At 71.3% G+C, this 14,563-nt stretch carries 15 protein-coding genes; 3 read left to right on the forward strand and 12 right to left on the reverse strand.

Features of this window, described 5'->3' with window-relative positions:
* Positions 1-8: 8 nt before the first annotated feature.
* From ACF1B9_RS06705 to ACF1B9_RS06730, 6 genes are all read right to left on the reverse strand, one after another.
* Positions 9-1,433 (reverse strand): NADP-dependent succinic semialdehyde dehydrogenase, encoded by a 1,425-nt coding sequence (locus ACF1B9_RS06705; protein ID WP_391739454.1) that lies wholly within the window; start codon positions 1,431-1,433, stop codon positions 9-11.
* 185 nt (positions 1,434-1,618) lie between these two features.
* Positions 1,619-2,128, reverse strand: a complete 510-nt coding sequence (locus ACF1B9_RS06710; RefSeq protein ID WP_376215450.1) for an ATP-binding protein — start codon at positions 2,126-2,128, stop codon at positions 1,619-1,621.
* A 173-nt stretch (positions 2,129-2,301) separates the two neighbouring features.
* A complete protein-coding gene (locus tag ACF1B9_RS06715) occupies positions 2,302-4,401 on the reverse strand; it encodes a xanthine dehydrogenase family protein molybdopterin-binding subunit (protein ID WP_391739455.1) in 2,100 nt (699 codons plus the stop codon).
* Between the two features lie 39 nt (positions 4,402-4,440).
* Positions 4,441-5,427 (reverse strand): FAD binding domain-containing protein, encoded by a 987-nt coding sequence (locus ACF1B9_RS06720; RefSeq protein ID WP_391739456.1) that lies wholly within the window; start codon positions 5,425-5,427, stop codon positions 4,441-4,443.
* Positions 5,424-5,990 carry a 2Fe-2S iron-sulfur cluster-binding protein gene (locus tag ACF1B9_RS06725; RefSeq protein WP_391739457.1) on the reverse strand — a complete coding sequence of 189 codons (567 nt, stop codon included), beginning with the start codon at positions 5,988-5,990 and terminating at the stop codon, positions 5,424-5,426. The genes ACF1B9_RS06720 and ACF1B9_RS06725 overlap by 4 nt, the downstream gene beginning before the upstream one ends.
* A 65-nt stretch (positions 5,991-6,055) precedes the next feature.
* Complete coding sequence (locus tag ACF1B9_RS06730; RefSeq protein WP_391739458.1) at positions 6,056-6,475, reverse strand: hypothetical protein; 420 nt, start codon at positions 6,473-6,475, stop codon at positions 6,056-6,058.
* Between the two features lie 414 nt (positions 6,476-6,889).
* Between ACF1B9_RS06730 and ACF1B9_RS06735 the strand changes: the two genes are divergently transcribed.
* Both ACF1B9_RS06735 and ACF1B9_RS06740 read left to right on the forward strand, forming a co-directional pair.
* A complete protein-coding gene (locus tag ACF1B9_RS06735) occupies positions 6,890-7,222 on the forward strand; it encodes a DUF6479 family protein (protein WP_391739459.1) in 333 nt (110 codons plus the stop codon).
* Positions 7,223-7,341: 119 nt separating this feature from the next.
* Complete coding sequence (locus tag ACF1B9_RS06740; protein ID WP_391739460.1) at positions 7,342-8,169, forward strand: VOC family protein; 828 nt, start codon at positions 7,342-7,344, stop codon at positions 8,167-8,169.
* Between the two features lie 21 nt (positions 8,170-8,190).
* Here ACF1B9_RS06740 and ACF1B9_RS06745 read toward each other — a convergent pair whose 3' ends face one another.
* Positions 8,191-8,706 carry a DUF6328 family protein gene (locus ACF1B9_RS06745; protein WP_391739461.1) on the reverse strand — a complete coding sequence of 172 codons (516 nt, stop codon included), beginning with the start codon at positions 8,704-8,706 and terminating at the stop codon, positions 8,191-8,193.
* 195 nt (positions 8,707-8,901) lie between these two features.
* Between ACF1B9_RS06745 and ACF1B9_RS06750 the strand changes: the two genes are divergently transcribed.
* On the forward strand, positions 8,902-9,282 hold the full coding sequence (locus ACF1B9_RS06750) for a VOC family protein (protein ID WP_391739462.1): 381 nt from the start codon (positions 8,902-8,904) through the stop codon (positions 9,280-9,282).
* Positions 9,283-9,375: 93 nt separating this feature from the next.
* On the opposite strand, the gene ACF1B9_RS06755 is transcribed toward ACF1B9_RS06750, so the two are convergent.
* From ACF1B9_RS06755 to ACF1B9_RS06775, 5 genes are all read right to left on the reverse strand, one after another.
* Positions 9,376-9,861 carry a GNAT family N-acetyltransferase gene (locus ACF1B9_RS06755; protein ID WP_391739463.1) on the reverse strand — a complete coding sequence of 162 codons (486 nt, stop codon included), beginning with the start codon at positions 9,859-9,861 and terminating at the stop codon, positions 9,376-9,378.
* A 59-nt stretch (positions 9,862-9,920) separates the two neighbouring features.
* Positions 9,921-10,325: a DUF1992 domain-containing protein gene (locus ACF1B9_RS06760; protein WP_391739464.1), complete on the reverse strand. Its 405-nt coding sequence runs from the start codon at positions 10,323-10,325 to the stop codon at positions 9,921-9,923.
* A gap of 143 nt (positions 10,326-10,468) precedes the next feature.
* The gene (locus tag ACF1B9_RS06765; protein ID WP_391739465.1) at positions 10,469-11,407 is read right to left on the reverse strand and encodes a hypothetical protein; all 939 of its coding nucleotides are present in this window, start codon (positions 11,405-11,407) and stop codon (positions 10,469-10,471) included.
* A 166-nt stretch (positions 11,408-11,573) separates the two neighbouring features.
* Positions 11,574-12,371 (reverse strand): tyrosine-protein phosphatase, encoded by a 798-nt coding sequence (locus ACF1B9_RS06770; protein ID WP_391739466.1) that lies wholly within the window; start codon positions 12,369-12,371, stop codon positions 11,574-11,576.
* Between the two features lie 224 nt (positions 12,372-12,595).
* Positions 12,596-14,548 carry an ABC transporter permease gene (locus ACF1B9_RS06775; RefSeq protein WP_391739467.1) on the reverse strand — a complete coding sequence of 651 codons (1,953 nt, stop codon included), beginning with the start codon at positions 14,546-14,548 and terminating at the stop codon, positions 12,596-12,598.
* Positions 14,549-14,563: the final 15 nt, after the last annotated feature.

A 14,563-nucleotide genomic window follows, 5' to 3' on the forward strand; every position in this document is an offset into this window, starting at 1 on the left:
TACGTCTCCTAGGACGAGGCGCCGACAGGCTCGGGGCCGTACCAGACGGTGGTCGCGTTGCAGAATTCGCGGATGCCGTGCCCGGCGAGTTCACGTCCGTAGCCGGAGCGCTTCACGCCGCCGAAGGGCAGCGCGGGATGGGACGCGGTCATGCCGTTGAAGAAGACTCCGCCCGCCTGCAGATCGCTTACGCAGCGGCGGGCCTCGTCGGCGTCGCGGGTCCACACGTTGGAGCTGAGGCCGAAGGGGCTGTCGTTGGCGAGCGCCACGGCCTCGTCGAGTCCTTCGACCCGGTAGAGCGTGGCGACGGGGCCGAACGTCTCCTCGCGGTGGATGCGCATCGCGGGCGTGATCCCGGTGAGGACGGTGGGAGCATAGAACCAGCCGCGCTCCAGCTCCGGGCCCAGGCCGCCGGGACGGCCGCCGCCGCACAGCACGTGCGCGCCCTGCCGTACCGCGTCGTCGACCAGTTCCTCCAGGTCGGCGCGCCCCTGCTCGCTGGAGAGCGGGCCGACGTCGGTGGATTCCCGCAGCGGATCGCCGACGGTCAGATCACGCATGCCCACGGTGAATCGTTCGGCGAACTCGTCGAACACCTCCGTGTGCACGATGAACCGTTTGGCGGCGATGCAGGACTGGCCGTTGTTCTGCACCCGGGCGGTCACGGCCGTGCGGGCGGCCCTGGCGACGTCCGCCGACGGCAGGACGAGATACGGATCGCTGCCGCCCAGCTCCAGGACGGTGTGTTTCACCTCGTCGCCCGCGATCGCCGCGACCGAGCGGCCGGCCGGCTCACTGCCGGTGAGGGTGGCGGCGGCGACCCGGGGGTCGCGCAGGATCGACTCGACCGCTCCGGATCCCACCAGCAGGGTCTGGAAGCATCCCTCCGGGAACCCCGCCCGGCGGAACAGGAACTCCAGGTACATCGCCGTCTGCGGCACGTTGGACGCGTGCTTGAGCAGCCCGACGTTCCCGGCCATCAGCGCCGGGGCGGCGAACCGCACGACCTGCCAGAGCGGGAAGTTCCACGGCATCACGGCGAGGACGGCTCCCAGGGGGCGGTAGTGGACATAGGCCCGGGAGGCGCCGGAGTCCCGCACATCGGCATCGGTGGGATGTTCGTCCGCGAGGAGTTCCTCGGCGTGGTCCGCGTACCAGCGCATCGCCTTCGCGCACTTGGCGGCCTCCGCGCGGGCCGCCTTGACGGGTTTGCCCATTTCGGTGGTCATGGTGCGCGCGATGTCCTGCTGGTCGTCGTCGAGCAGTCCGGCGGCCAGGTTCAGCAGCCGGGCCCGTTCGTCGAATCCGGTGGTGCGGTACTGCCGGAAGGCGGTGTCGGCGGCGGCGAGCTTCTGCTCGATCTCCGCCCCTCCCAGCGCGTCGAACGTTCTGAGGGTCTCGCCGTTCGCGGGGTTGACCGTCGCGATGGGCATGACAGTGGTCTCCTTGCCTCGGTACTTCGACCGTGCCGCGCCCTGCGCCGTGCCGCAACGCGGGCCCTGCCGGGCGGATACCCGACCGGCGCGGACCATGCGTGCGATGTGCACGCCGTCCGCGCCGGGAGGGTGAAAGCGTTCAGCGGGTACGGAAGCCGGCGGTACCGGTCCCGGCGCCCGTTTCAGACGAGAGCGGGCGCGGCGCCGGACGCCGTCGTGGTCTCCGGGACGATGTCCGGGACCGCGACGGGGTGACGGCGGAACTCGCCCACACCGGGCAGCGGCGCCGACGGCACCAGGCCGACGGTGCGCGGCTCCTTCGCGTACCGGGTGAACCAGACCACCTTGCCCTCGGCGGTGCGGCAGGTCCCCCAGCTGTCGCTCAGCGCCATCACGCGGCTGAGGCCGCCGCCGCCGGTGCTGAGCAGTCGCGGCATCTCGGAGCCGTTGTCGGCGACGGAGACCGTGAGATGCCGCCCGGACCAGCGGAGTTCGACGACGCAATTGTTGTCGTCACCGACATGCCGGTGGACATTGGTCAGCAGCTCCTCCACACCCCGGCACACCGGCCGGATGTGAAGTTCGAGACTCCAGTGGCGGAGGTGCGCGGCGATTATTCGCCGCAGTTGGGAAACACGCTCTGCCGAAACCTGGAGTTCGACCAGATAGTGCCGGTCGAGTTGAACGGTCATCGTCGAGGCTCCTCACATCGAGGCCCACTGACTTCGCCTCATTGAACCAACGACCCCCCGAACACGAAGAGTGAGCGGATGTCACTGATAGGTCACTCCACAGAGTGACCCGGCAGAGCCGGTTGCGCAACACAGGACAGGACGGTCCGGCCGTTCAGGCGAATCGGTCCAGGTCAGAGCAGGTAGGGCAACAGGGTGTCCGGGGTGATCGGAAGGTTGCGCAGCCGGACGCCGGTGGCGTGCCGGACGGCGTTGCCGACGGCCGCCGCGGCACCGACGATGCCGATCTCACCGATGCCCTTGCTGCCCATCGGGTTGAGATGCGGATCCTCCTCATCGATCCAGTGCACCTCGATCTGCGGCACGTCGGCGCAGACCGGCACGTGGTAAGAGGCCAGATCGCTCTCGGTGAAGTCGCCGAAGACGGGGTCCATCGTGCTGCCCTCGGTCAGGGCCATGCCGATTCCCATGGTCATTCCACCGGTGAACTGGGAGCGCGCGGTCCTGGAATTGAGGATGCGCCCGGCGGCGAAGACGCCCAGCATCCGGCGCACCCGTACTTCTCCGGTGCGGGAGTCGACGGCGACCTCGGCGAAGTGTGCTCCGAACGCGTGGCGTGCGTAAGGGGATTGTGCGGAGGTCTCCTTTTCGGTGTCCGCGAGGACCGTCAGCCCCTCGGCGGGAAGAGGGCCGGTGCGCTCGCTCAGCTGCCGCAGGAGGGCGGTGGCCGCCTTGTGCACGGACCAGCCCCAGGAGGCCGTGCCCGAGGAGCCTCCGGCCAGTGGCGCGTCGGGCAGGTCACTGCTGCCGATGTCGATCCGGACGTTCTCCATCGGGGTGTCCAGCACGGAGGCCGCGATCTGCGCGAGCACGGTGCGGGCGCCGGTGCCGATGTCGGTGGCGTTCACCCGGACGCGGTACGAGCCGTCGGGTGCCGCGTGCGCCGAGGCGCTGGAGGCCCCGATGTACACGGGGTAGGTGGCTGAGGCGACCCCCGTGCCGAGCAGCAGCGGCCCCTCCTCGTGGACCGCGGGGCGCGGATCGCGGTCGTACCAGCCGAAGCGCGCCGCCCCCTCCTCCAGGCAGGCCGCCAGGCCGCGGCTGCTGAACGCGCGGCCGGAATCGGGTTCGTTCACCGGATCGTTGCGCAGGCGCAGTTCGACGGGGTCCATGCCGAGGGCCGCGGCGAGTTCGTCCATGGCGGATTCCAGCGCGTACAGGCCCGGTGCCTCACCCGGTGCCCGCATCCAGGAGGGACTCGGCACGTCCAGGGCGGTCACCCGGTGGGCGGTACGGCTGTGGCCCGATCCGTACATGACGCGGGTCGGTACGGCTGCCTGCTCCACGAACTCCTTGAGGGTGGAGGTGTGGGTGACGACCTCGTGGATGACCGAGGTGAGGGTGCCGTCGAGTTCGGCGCCCAGCCGGACGCGCTGCAGGGTGGGGGCACGGTGGCCGACCACGGCGGCCAGCTGACGCCGGGGCAGGGCGATCTTGACGGGGTGTCCGGTGTGGCGCGCGGCCATGGCCGCGAGGACGGTCTGCGGGCGCGGGGTGCCCTTGGAGCCGAAGCCGCCGCCGACGTGCTCGGAGACCACGGTGACCTGCTGCGGCCGGAGTCCGAACGCGGCGGCGAGACTGTCGCGGACCTTGGTGGAGCCCTGACTGGAATCGTGGACGGTCAGCTGCCCGTCCTCGGTCCACCGGGCGGTCGCTGCGTGCGGCTCCATGGGGTGGTTGTGCAGGGGGCCGACGGTGTAGGTGGCATCGACCTGCACGGGCGCCGTGACGAAGGCCCGGTCGGCGTCGCCGCGTTCACGGACGGCGGGGTAGTCCCCGTTGACGATCTCCGGTGTGTAGAGGCCGGGGTGGTCCTCTGTCAGCATGACATCGTGCGCCGCGGGTTCGTAGTCGATGCGCAGCGCCTCGGCCCCGGCGCGGGCGTGTTCGAGCGTGTCGGCCACCACCAGTGCGATGTGCCAGCCCCGGTGCGGGACCCGGTCGTCCTGGAGGACGGCGAGGATCGGGTCGTCGGGCTGTTTCAGCGCCGGGGCGTTGTCATGGCTGAGGACGGCGCGCACCCCTGGCAGGGCCAGTGCCGCGTCGGCGTGGATGGCGCCGACGCGGCCGCGGGCGATCGTGGCGGGGACGGGCCAGCCGTACAGACAGCCCTCAGGGGTGTGTTCGGCGGCGTAGCGGGCGGTGCCCGTGACCTTGTCCCGGCCCTCGCGGCGGACGACGGGGGTGCCCAGTGGTGGAGGGGCCTGGCTCATGACGGGGTCCTCACGTCTGCGGGTCGTGTCTGCGGTTGCTCAGCTGTGGGCGGCGAGTTCGGCCAGTGCCGTGACGGCCAGGCTGCGGGCGAGGCCCACCTTGAAGGCGTTGTCGCGCAGCGGCCGGGCCGCGGCGAGTTCGGCGTCCACGGCCCGTGCGAAGGTCTCGTCGGTGGCCGGTGCGCCCCGCAGCACGTCCTCGGCGGCGTGTGCGCGCCAGGGCCGGTGGGCGAGTCCGCCGAAGGCCAGCGCCGCGTGTTCGATCCGGCCGTCGCGGATGCTGAGCACCGCGGCGACGGAGGCGAGGGCGAAGGCGAACGAGGCGCGGTCGCGAGCCTTGCGGTAGAGGGAGCCGGCGCCGTCGGGGCGCGGCGGCAGGACCACTTCGGTGAGGAGCTCACCGGCCCGGATCTCGGTGTCCTGATGGGGGGTGTCGCCCGGCAGCCGGTGGAATTGGGTGGCGGGTACGGTCCGTTCGCCGTCCGGTCCGTGCAACTGGAAGGTGGCGTCGAGGGCGGACAGGGCGACGGCCATGTCGGACGGGTGGGTGGCGACGCAGTGCTCGGAGTGACCGAGCACGGCGAGATCCCGGTGGGCGCCTTCACGGGCGGGGCACCCGCTGCCGGGCTCCCGCTTGTTGCATGGTTTCGCGGTGTCCTGGAAGTAGGGGCAGCGGGTGCGCTGCAGCAGGTTGCCGCCGGTCGTGGCAGTGTTGCGGAGCTGCCCGGAGGCGCCCGACAGCAGTGCCTGCGACAGGGCGGGGTAGCGGGTGCGTACCGCGGGATGGGCGGCCAGGTCGCTGTTGCGTACGGTGGCACCGATGCGCAGGCCGCCGTCGGCGGCGTCGGTCACCCGGTCCAGGGGCAGTCGGCTGATGTCGACGAGCAGGGCGGGTGTCTCGACGCCGAGCTTCATCAGGTCGACGAGGTTGGTGCCGCCGCCGAGGAACGCGGCGCCGGGGTGGGCGGAGCGCTCACGGACCGCTTCGGCGGCGGACCGGGCGCGGAGATAGGCGAAGGGTTTCACGGCGCCACGTCCTCGATCGCCTCGACGATGCGGGGGTAGGCACCGCAGCGGCAGAGGTTGCCGCTCATCCGCTCGCGGATCTCGGCGCGGTCGAGCGACGCGGGGGTGGATACGGTGACGGTAGGTGCGGTGACGTGGGACGGGAAGCCGTCCGCCGCCTCACCGAGCAGGCCGACGGCCGAACAGATCTGACCGGGTGTGCAGTAGCCGCACTGCAGGGCGTCGCGGTCCAGGAAGGCTTTCTGGACGGGGTGGAGGCGTTCGCCGTCGGCGAGGCCCTCGACGGTGGTGACGCGGGCGCCGTCGTGGGCCACGGCGAGCAGCAGGCAGCTCTTGGCGCGCCGCCCGTCGACGATGACGGTGCACGCCCCGCACTGTCCGTGGTCGCAGCCCTTCTTCGCACCGGTGAGGTCCAGGTGCTCGCGCAGAGCGTCCAGGACCGTGGTGCGGTGATCGAGCGTCAGGGTCCGCTCGGTTCCGTTGATGTGCAGTGTCAGCGTGGAACGGTCGGCGGTCGCTCCCGGCTGTCGCGCGCCGTCGTCCCGCCCGTGTGAGGGGTCCACTCACTCGCACCTTTCAGAGGTGGCCTTTTGTCCGTTTTCTACCAGATGGATTGCCGCTTCCCCCTTCATTGCTCCGTCGCCGGGCCGTGGTCCGCCGGCCGGCTCCGCAGGCGCAGCCGCACCTCCTCCTCCTGGTCTCCGGAGACCGTCCCGACGACCCGTACGTCGAAAGCGTGGGCCAGGCTCCTACGGAGCCGTTCGACCGCCCAGTAGCCGCCCTGCACATCGATCGATACGGGCGCACCGAGCGAGACCGGCCCCGAGACCACTCGCTCCTCGCTGACGTCGACGGTCGCCACCCATGCGGTGGGGCGCCTCTCCGCGAGTTTCCTCGGTACGTCCACCGATGCCCGATCGGTGGTGAATGCGGCCCTCAGCGCATCGAAGACCATCCGCGCGTCGCCCGTGTCGCACCCGCTGATGACGACCGTGACCTCCTGACCGTGCAGGGCCTGCTCCGACTGCCTCTCCTCGGTGCTGTTCACCGCGGCTCCTTCCGCTCGGCATGGTGTGACGATCCCCGCGCCGGCGACCTCAGGTGCGGACCGGGCCCTCGGCGGCGATCTCTGCCACGTGGGTCCCGAAAGCGTGTGCATCGCGGCACGCCCCGCGTTCAACCGGACACCGCAGGCCGAATGCCGGTGGACCGGCCGTCGGCCGAGCGGATTCGGCACTCCCCTGGCCTCCCTCCGGCGATTCGAGGATCATCTCCAGGCTCGCCCCACGGCCGGTCGACGGCGACACGAGGACGTCCACCGGCAAAGAGCCGGGAGCCCGAGCCGCTTGGCCGGCACCGGCCGCCCTTGCACGCCCAAAACACTTTTAGCTTCATATCCACTTAAAATATGAATTCCTGTCCCATACCGAGTGACGTCTCCGCCCCGGGGTATCCGGGAGGCATGGACGTATCGAACGGAGACCTCGGTTCGCTGGCCCTCGACCTCGCCGACGGGCGGGGCGCGACCGGGGCGGTGATGGGCGTTGTCGGAGTGGCGCTGGTGGGCATGCTGATCGGTGCCGTGTGGCTGGGCAGGCGGCGTCGCGACCAGGAACTGCCTCCACCCCGGCCCGAGGAGCAGCCACCGCGGCCGGACCACCGCAGCCACATCGAGCAGCGCGATGTCCACGGCGACGACAGCTTCCCGCCCGACGGGCGCGGCCTGTCCCCCTACGAGCTCGGCGACCACGGGAGCGAGACCATCCATCGCGACAGCGACGAGCAACGCGACTGATCTGCCGGAGGCCCGGACGTCTGCCGCGTGTTGCGGGAGCGACCGCCCGCGGAGAGGCTGGTGAGGGCCGACGGCCGTCGGCACACGCGAGCCGCAGAACCGATGAAGGCAGTAGGACCATGACCGGAAGCCATCCTGGAGCGGTGTCGATGCCGGCCCCGCTGACCGGATCCGCAGCGCCCTGCTGGGTCAATCTCATGACTCGCGACCTGGAATCGGCGCAGGCGTTCTACGCCGCCGTGCTGGGCTGGTCCTTCCGGCCGGGCAGGCTGGGGCAGGAGTTCTCCGTCGCCCGCCGCGGCGACGTGCCGGTCGCCGGTATCGGCGCGGTGGCGGCGGCGTACCGGGTGGCCGTTGCCTGGACCCCGTATTTCGCGGTTCCCGACGCGGACGCGGCCGCCTCACGCATCCGTGAGCGCAGTGGGACGGTCGCGGTGGGACCGCTGGCGTTCGGCAAGGGGCGCGGCGCGCTGGCCGCGGACCGCGACGGTGCGGTGTTCGGCATCTGGGAGCGGACCGAGCCGTCGACCTCGCCGCCCGCACCGGACGGCCACTCGCACGCCTGGCTGCGGCTGCACACCAGGAACGCCTTCGATGCCGCGATCTTCTACGGCGGGGTGCTCGACTGGGCGAGTGGGCGCCCGGGTTCCTGCGAGGTGTCGTACGAGACGGACGAGGTCATCGTCGACTGCGACGGGCGGCAGCTCGCCCGGATCAGCTCCGGCGCGGTGGAGGCCGCGCCGGATCCGCTGGTCCGCCCGCACTGGCAGGTCTATTTCCCCGTCACGGACCTGGCGGCCACGGTCGAGGCGGCGCGGCGCAACGGCGGCTGCCTGGTCGAGCGGGGTGCGCTGGGGCAGGGCGGCGAGGCGACCCTGCTGGACCCGGACGGCGGGCTGTTCACGGTCACGGACGTCCGGGGCCCCGTATCGAGCGGATCCGACTGAACGGACCGCCCCGTGCGGCGGTCATTTCCGGCGTTCGCGCGAGGAGCGGGCCAACGCCCGCGCCGGGAACACCAACCAGCAGACCAGGAACCACAGCGCCATGGCGCCGACCAGCCACAGGGCGAGGGAGCTGTGCAGGGCCACCCGCAGGATGAGCAGCAGCGCGGAACACATGGTGCAGAACAGCAGGACCAGTCCGAGCAGGGTCAGCCGTGAGGCCCAGGCGACCGTCTGCGGCTTGAGCCGTCGTCCGCTGAGCAGACGGTGGTAGGAGACGGGTCCGATCAGGGCGGCGGCGGTGGCGGAACCCAGCATCACGGTGATCACGTAGATGGTCCGGTCGGCGGCCGACAGCTCGGCGAAGCGCGGCTGGAAGACGACCGCGAGCAGGAAACCGAACAGGATCTGGACGCCCGTCTGGGCGACCCGCAGCTCCTGGAGCAGTTCGGTCCACTGCCGGTCCGCCCGTTCCTCGGACGTCTCGTGCCGGCCCGGGTCGCGGCTCCCGCCGCCGGGGAGGTGAGCTGTCGAGGTCACCGTATGCCTCCGTCCCCATACGCAGAGTACTCCGCCTTCCCCCTGACCCCACCGTAGACCTCACGGCGGGTACCCGCCGGGGTCTCGACGACCGGCACGGCCCGACCTAGGATCTTGAGTACGGCATCGCGCGTCGGTCACCGGCCGGGTGAGGCGTGGAGGTGCCCGTGAGATGCCCGTTGGAGGCATTCCACAGTGTCAGTCGAGTTGAATCACACCATCGTTCACGCCCGGGACAAGCGGGAGTCCGCCGAATTCCTGGCGGACATACTGGGTCTGGAAGTCGGCGCGGAATGGGGCCCGTTCATACCGGTCGCCACCGCGAACGGGGTCACCCTGGACTTCGCGAACATTCCCGAAGCGTCGATCACCGCGCAGCACTACGCGTTCCTCGTCTCGGAGCCGGAGTTCGACACGGCGTACGCCCGCATCAAGGAGCTCGGGATCACGTACTACGCGGATCCTCATCAGAAGCATCCGGGCGAGATCAACCACAACCACGGCGGCCGAGGCATGTACTTCCTCGATCCCGTCGGTCACGCCATGGAGATCATCACGCGTCCGTACGGGGGCTGACCCCGTAGCACGACACCCGTAGCACGACATTCGGGAGAAGGGGGGGCCGTCCGGGATCCGCGCGCGGGCCCGGCCGGGTCCCTACGGGCCTGATCAGGCGATCGGCAGCACCAGTTCGGGCCGGTCCCACATCACGGCCGGAGGGCTGGCCGCAAGAGTGCCGGTGCGCCGAGCACCGACGCTCCTGTAGAAGCCCTCGGCGGGCGGGTGCGACACGATTCGGACATCGGTCAGACCGGTGCGCCGCGCCTCGTCGCGCAGGTGCCCGATGAGCAGCCGCCCGATGCCGAGTCCCTGCGCAGCGTCGGCGACGAACATGAGGTCGAGCTCCGGCGGGGCGAGGACCAAGGAGTAGAACCCGAGGATTCGGTCCGTGCCGTCCTCGACGGCGGCGAAGACCCGATGGGTCTCGATGTAGTCGGGTCCCACCCGATACCCGGCGACCATGGCGGCGTAGGGCCCCTGATAAGCACGGGACGTCCTGACCAGCCGGGTGAGCCGCTTGGCGTCCCGCGCGGTCGCCCGTCTGATTCCTGTGCCCTCGTGGTGCGCCCCGCGCTGCGTAATGCTCGATATCATGCAGGGAGTATTACGCATCCGGCTTCGGAGCGCTCGTTTCCCGATCCCCGGCCCCGGGGCTACGACGGACGGTGCGTGGCGCGCCACTCCTCGACGACTGCGTCGATGTCGAACGGCCGGAGGTTCAGCAGCGGCCCCGGCGGCGGCCGCCTGACGGCCGCCCGGATCTTCTCGTTGACCTCGGTCAGCATGCGCCGCACCTCCGCCTCCGTCCGCGCCCCGGACACGGCTTCGGCCACGTCCTCCGCCTCTTTGCGCAGCGCCAGGGTCGGCGGGAGCACGGACACTCCCTCGCGCTGCATCTTCCGCTTGATCCACCAGGTCTCGTCATAGGGGGCGTCGAGACCGTCGAGAGGCTTGCCGAAACCCGGCAACTGCGAGAATTCGCCGCGCTGCTCGGACTCACGGATCTGTCTGTCCACCCATGATTCGAAGCTGACGCCCGCGGGCTTGCGTTCGGTCAACGTACGCTCCTCTCGGAGATGCGCAATCCGGCACCTTCACCCTACCCAGGGCCCGGGAAGCGCCCGCCGCACCGGGGTCGCTCCACAACGGGCTCCTGCGCGGCGTCGCTTCGGCGGTCTCCGGGGCACTCCCCCGAGCCGTTTCAGTGCGCGTGCGCCCCGGTCTTTCCGGTTCCGCTCTCCTGGGGCTCGGCGGCACCCTTCTCCGGCGTCACTCGCACGGTGAACGCCGCGGTGCGCACCTTCCCTTCATGCCGGAAGTCGAGGAAGAGCCGGTACGTACCCGCGCTGGGCGCCGTCGCCGCGAAGGACACCACGGGGCCGGGGCCGCCCTCGTTCGGATGGACGTGAAGATAGGCCAGGTCACCCGAGCGCAGCGCGACCAGGTGCCCGTACGCCCCGAGATAGGGCTGCAGATCGGTGACGGGCCGACCGTTCCGGCTGACGGTCAGCTTCAGCTCACCGCCCCGGCCGACACGGAGTTCGCCGTCGAGTGCGACACGGTAGCCGTCCACCTCGGCGGTGGCGCGCGGGGCCGGCAGCGCCGCGGGGCGGTACGTGCCGGAGACGGCCAAGTCCGCTCCGAGCGTGAGGTTCTCAGCACCTGCGGCGGCGGGGGTGAAGTCGGCGAACGCCCGGTAACCACCGGCCTTGGGCAGGTCGACGGGGGTCGCCCAGGTTCCGTCGGCCGCCCTGACCGGATGCAGGTGCCGGAATTCGGTGAGGTCGCTCGAAGCAAGGATGAAGTGCAGTTCCTTGCCGTGCTCGCGCCGGTAGTCGGTGACCTTGCGACCGCTGTCGTCCGTGATCGCGAACCGGATCTCGGTCCGGGCCCCGGCTCGTATCGTGGGCGTGTCGAGGGCCAGCGCGTACCCGCCGTCGGAGATCTGCAGCCCACTGGCCGCGTGGCCCGAGGCCCCCTTCTCCTCACCCTCCTCCCCCGCACCGTGCCCGGCGTGCCGCTGCGCGGGGCGGTCCTCCGCCGCCACCAGCGGGTCGAGGCCCCGGCCCACGCCGTACGCGGTCCCGAAGGTCGCGGCGAGCGCGGCGGCGAAGGCGGTGATCCTCAGTGCGTTGTTCATGACGGTGTCCTCCAGCGGGTCCACGGGAGGCAGCACCCCCCGATGGACTCCAACATACCCCCTGGGGGTATCAAGTCAACCCAGGAGTACGCCAGGCCCCCGCTCACCGCTCTCGCGGGGAACCCGCCGAGGACACCGGCCAGGGACCGGAATCCCGGCGTTCGGCTCAGACCGACACCACAAGCCCACTGCGCAGGCACTCCACAGCGGCCTGCGGAACCCTCAGACCGTCGCGCACATACCCGTCGAGGCCGCCCCACCTCTCGTCCATGGCGTCGAGCGCCATGTCGAGATAGCGGGGCCGGACCTCGATGATCGCGGACGCGATCTCCGGATCGCCGCCCGCGTCGAGAAAGTCCTGTACGTACGGCGCGTAGGCGACCCGGACGACCGGATTCACGGCGAGGAACTCGGACCGCACCACGTCCCGTGACGCACCGAGCAGCATCAGGAGCAGCGCGGTGGCCCAGCCGGTACGGTCCTTGCCGGTCGTGCAGTGGAAGAGCACCGGGCGGGCATGTTCGTCGGCGACCGTCTCGACGAAGGCCCGGTACGCGGCGGCGGCCGCCGGTGAGAGCACCATCTGCCGGTAGGTCCCTGCGAACAGTTCCTCCGCCTTCCCGCTCCCCAGCAACTGCTCCGCCGCCACCGGATCGGCCAGCAGCGCGCGCAGCCTGGCAGGGGCCACACCCGGGTTGTCGCCGAGCACATCGGCGACGAAGAGCCGGGCGCCGGGAGGCAGCCGGTCGGGTGCCGCCGCACGCTCGTCGGCGGTCCGCAGATCGACGACGGTGCGGATGCCGAGCGCGGCCACCGCCCTGTCCTGCGCCGCGTCCAGCCCGCTGAGCCGGCCGGAGCGCAGTACCGCGCCCGACCGGACCCGGCGTCCGGCCTCCAGGGGGATGCCGCCCAGATCCCGCAGATTGACGACGGTGGATGCAGGGACTGCCCTGGCGGTCTGCACGATGAAATTCCCCTTTTCCCGACACCTGGGCGAATTGATCCGCTCTGGCCCCGTCAAACGTCGCACGCGGTCAGGAATTCGACAAAGTAAAACGCCGCACGGGCGCCGATCGGGAACCCGCGGCAGATGGGGGAAGAAAATGAAATCGCCACCACTCCCCCAGGCCGAAAACACCGGGGCAGAGGAACACATGGTGAACACCGTCGAACGCACGGCCGATCGACTCACAGAGCGACGGCGATGGCCTCGGTCGCCTTCACGCTGGTCCAGACGGCCGTTCCCTCACCGAGCCCCAGCTCGGTCGCCGCTTCGGGAGTGATCTCGGCGACCAGGTCCGGGACCTCGTCCGAGACGATCACCACCCGCAGGCGGCTGCCCACGGCGGTGAGCTCACGGACCGTGCCCGGCCACACGTTGCGAGGGCTTCCGCCGGGCCTGTCATGGTGCACGGAGACCGCTTCCGGCGCGATGATCGCGAGGGCGGCCGTCCCTTCGGCGAGGGAGTCCGCGACGACCAGCCGGCCGCCGCCGACGAGGGCGAGGGTGCCGTCGGGGGCGGCGGTGCCGGGCCAGGCGTTGCGACCGAGCATCCGGGCGACCCAGGGCGAGCGCGGGTGCCGGGTCACTTCGGCCGGTGCGGCGTCCTGAAGGGTGCGGCCTTCGTCGAGCACCAGGACCCGGTCGGCCAGGGACACCGCTTCGACGGGGTCGTGGGTGACGATCAGACAGACCCCGCCGAACCCGGCGAGATGGGTACGCAGGGTGTGCCGGACATGGGCCCGGGTGGTCTGGTCGAGGGCGGCGAGCGGCTCGTCGAGCAGCAGCAGCCAGGGGCGGGCGGCGAGTGCACGGGCCAGGGCCACGCGCTGAGCCTGACCGCCGGAGAGCTGGGCCGGCCGACGGTGGGCGAGATGACCGACGCCCAGCCGGTCCAGCCACTGCCGCGCCTCGCGGCGGGCCTCGGCCCGGGGGACGCCGTGCGCCCGCAGCCCGTACGCCGTGTTCGTCAGTGCGCTCAGATGCGGAAAGAGCGCGCCGTTCTGCGGCACCCAGGCGACCTGACGACGGTGCGGGGGCAGCGCGGTGACATCGGTGTCACCGAGGCGCAGCCGGGCGCGGGCGCGCGGGGTGAGGCCGAGGAGGGCGCGCAGCAGGGTCGTCTTGCCCGCGCCATTGGGTCCGACGACGGCGATCGTGGTGCCGGGTGCCGCGTCGAGAGTCAGTCGGTTGAAGCCGGTGACCTCGGCGTGCAGCGAGCGGCGTTGCTGCGGGACCGTGGGCGTTGCGTGACCCGGCCGGACGGCCGGCGTGCGTGCTCCGTCCGTGTCGTCCGCGCCGCCTGCGTCGGGTTCGGCGTCGCGCGAGCGGTCGCGCGGGGTCCCGGTCCAGCGTCCGCGCAGCCCGACGAGTACGGCCATGGCGATGGCGAGCAGCAGGAGCGAGACGGATGTGGCGGCCTCCGGGGAGTCCTGGAGCAGCAGGTAGACCTGGAGGGGCAGCGTCTGGGTGGTGCCCGGCAGGTTGCCCGCGAAGGTGATGGTCGCGCCGAACTCGCCGAGCGCCCGCGCCCAGGTGAGTGCGGCCCCGGCGGCGAGACCGGGGGCGACCATCGGGAGGGTCACGGTGAAGAACACCCGGGCCGGTGAGGCCCCCAGGGAGGCCGCGGTCTCCTCGTAGGAGGGTCGCAGCCCGGCCAGCGCCCCTTCGAGGCTGATCACCAGGAACGGCATCGCGACGAAGGTCGCCGCGACCACCGCGCCCGAGGTGTGGAACGGCAGCGTGACCCCGAAGGTGTCCTCCAGCCAGGGGCCGAGCAGTCCCCGGCGGCCGAAGCCGAGGAGGAGCGCCACGCCTCCGACGGTGGGCGGCAGCACCATCGGCAGGAGGACCAGCGACCGCACGATCGCCTTGCCGGGGAAGTCGACCCGGGCCAGCAGCCAGGCCAGGGGAACGCCCAGCAGGAGCGAGAGGCCCAGGGCCCAGAACGAGACGAGCAGGGACAGCCTGAGCGCCTGTGTGACACCCGGGCTGGTGAGATGGGCGCCCAGGTCAGTCCAGGAGGTACGGGCGAGAACACCGATCAACGGCATCAGCAGGAACGCGACGGCGAGCAGCGCGGGGAGCGCCAGGGCGACAGGGGTACGCGCGCCGGGCACGCGGCTGCGGAGGGCTCTCATCGGAGGTTCCCGGGA

Origin of the sequence: Streptomyces sp. NPDC014727 (assembly GCF_043083485.1) — a bacterium.
GTDB lineage: Bacteria > Actinomycetota > Actinomycetes > Streptomycetales > Streptomycetaceae > Streptomyces.

What these genes read in the sequence shown, in the direction of transcription:
- ACF1B9_RS06710 (WP_376215450.1), bottom strand. Translation starts at nt 2,128, where the DNA reads ATGACCGTTCAACTCGACCGGCACTATCTGGTCGAACTCCAGGTTTCG.
- ACF1B9_RS06735 (WP_391739459.1), top strand. Translation starts at nt 6,890, where the DNA reads ATGGACGTATCGAACGGAGACCTCGGTTCGCTGGCCCTCGACCTCGCC.
- ACF1B9_RS06740 (WP_391739460.1), top strand. Translation starts at nt 7,342, where the DNA reads ATGACCGGAAGCCATCCTGGAGCGGTGTCGATGCCGGCCCCGCTGACC.
- ACF1B9_RS06755 (WP_391739463.1), bottom strand. Translation starts at nt 9,861, where the DNA reads ATGATATCGAGCATTACGCAGCGCGGGGCGCACCACGAGGGCACAGGA.
- ACF1B9_RS06775 (WP_391739467.1), bottom strand. Translation starts at nt 14,548, where the DNA reads ATGAGAGCCCTCCGCAGCCGCGTGCCCGGCGCGCGTACCCCTGTCGCC.
- ACF1B9_RS06705 (WP_391739454.1), bottom strand. Translation starts at nt 1,433, where the DNA reads ATGCCCATCGCGACGGTCAACCCCGCGAACGGCGAGACCCTCAGAACG.
- ACF1B9_RS06715 (WP_391739455.1), bottom strand. Translation starts at nt 4,401, where the DNA reads ATGAGCCAGGCCCCTCCACCACTGGGCACCCCCGTCGTCCGCCGCGAG.
- ACF1B9_RS06765 (WP_391739465.1), bottom strand. Translation starts at nt 11,407, where the DNA reads ATGAACAACGCACTGAGGATCACCGCCTTCGCCGCCGCGCTCGCCGCG.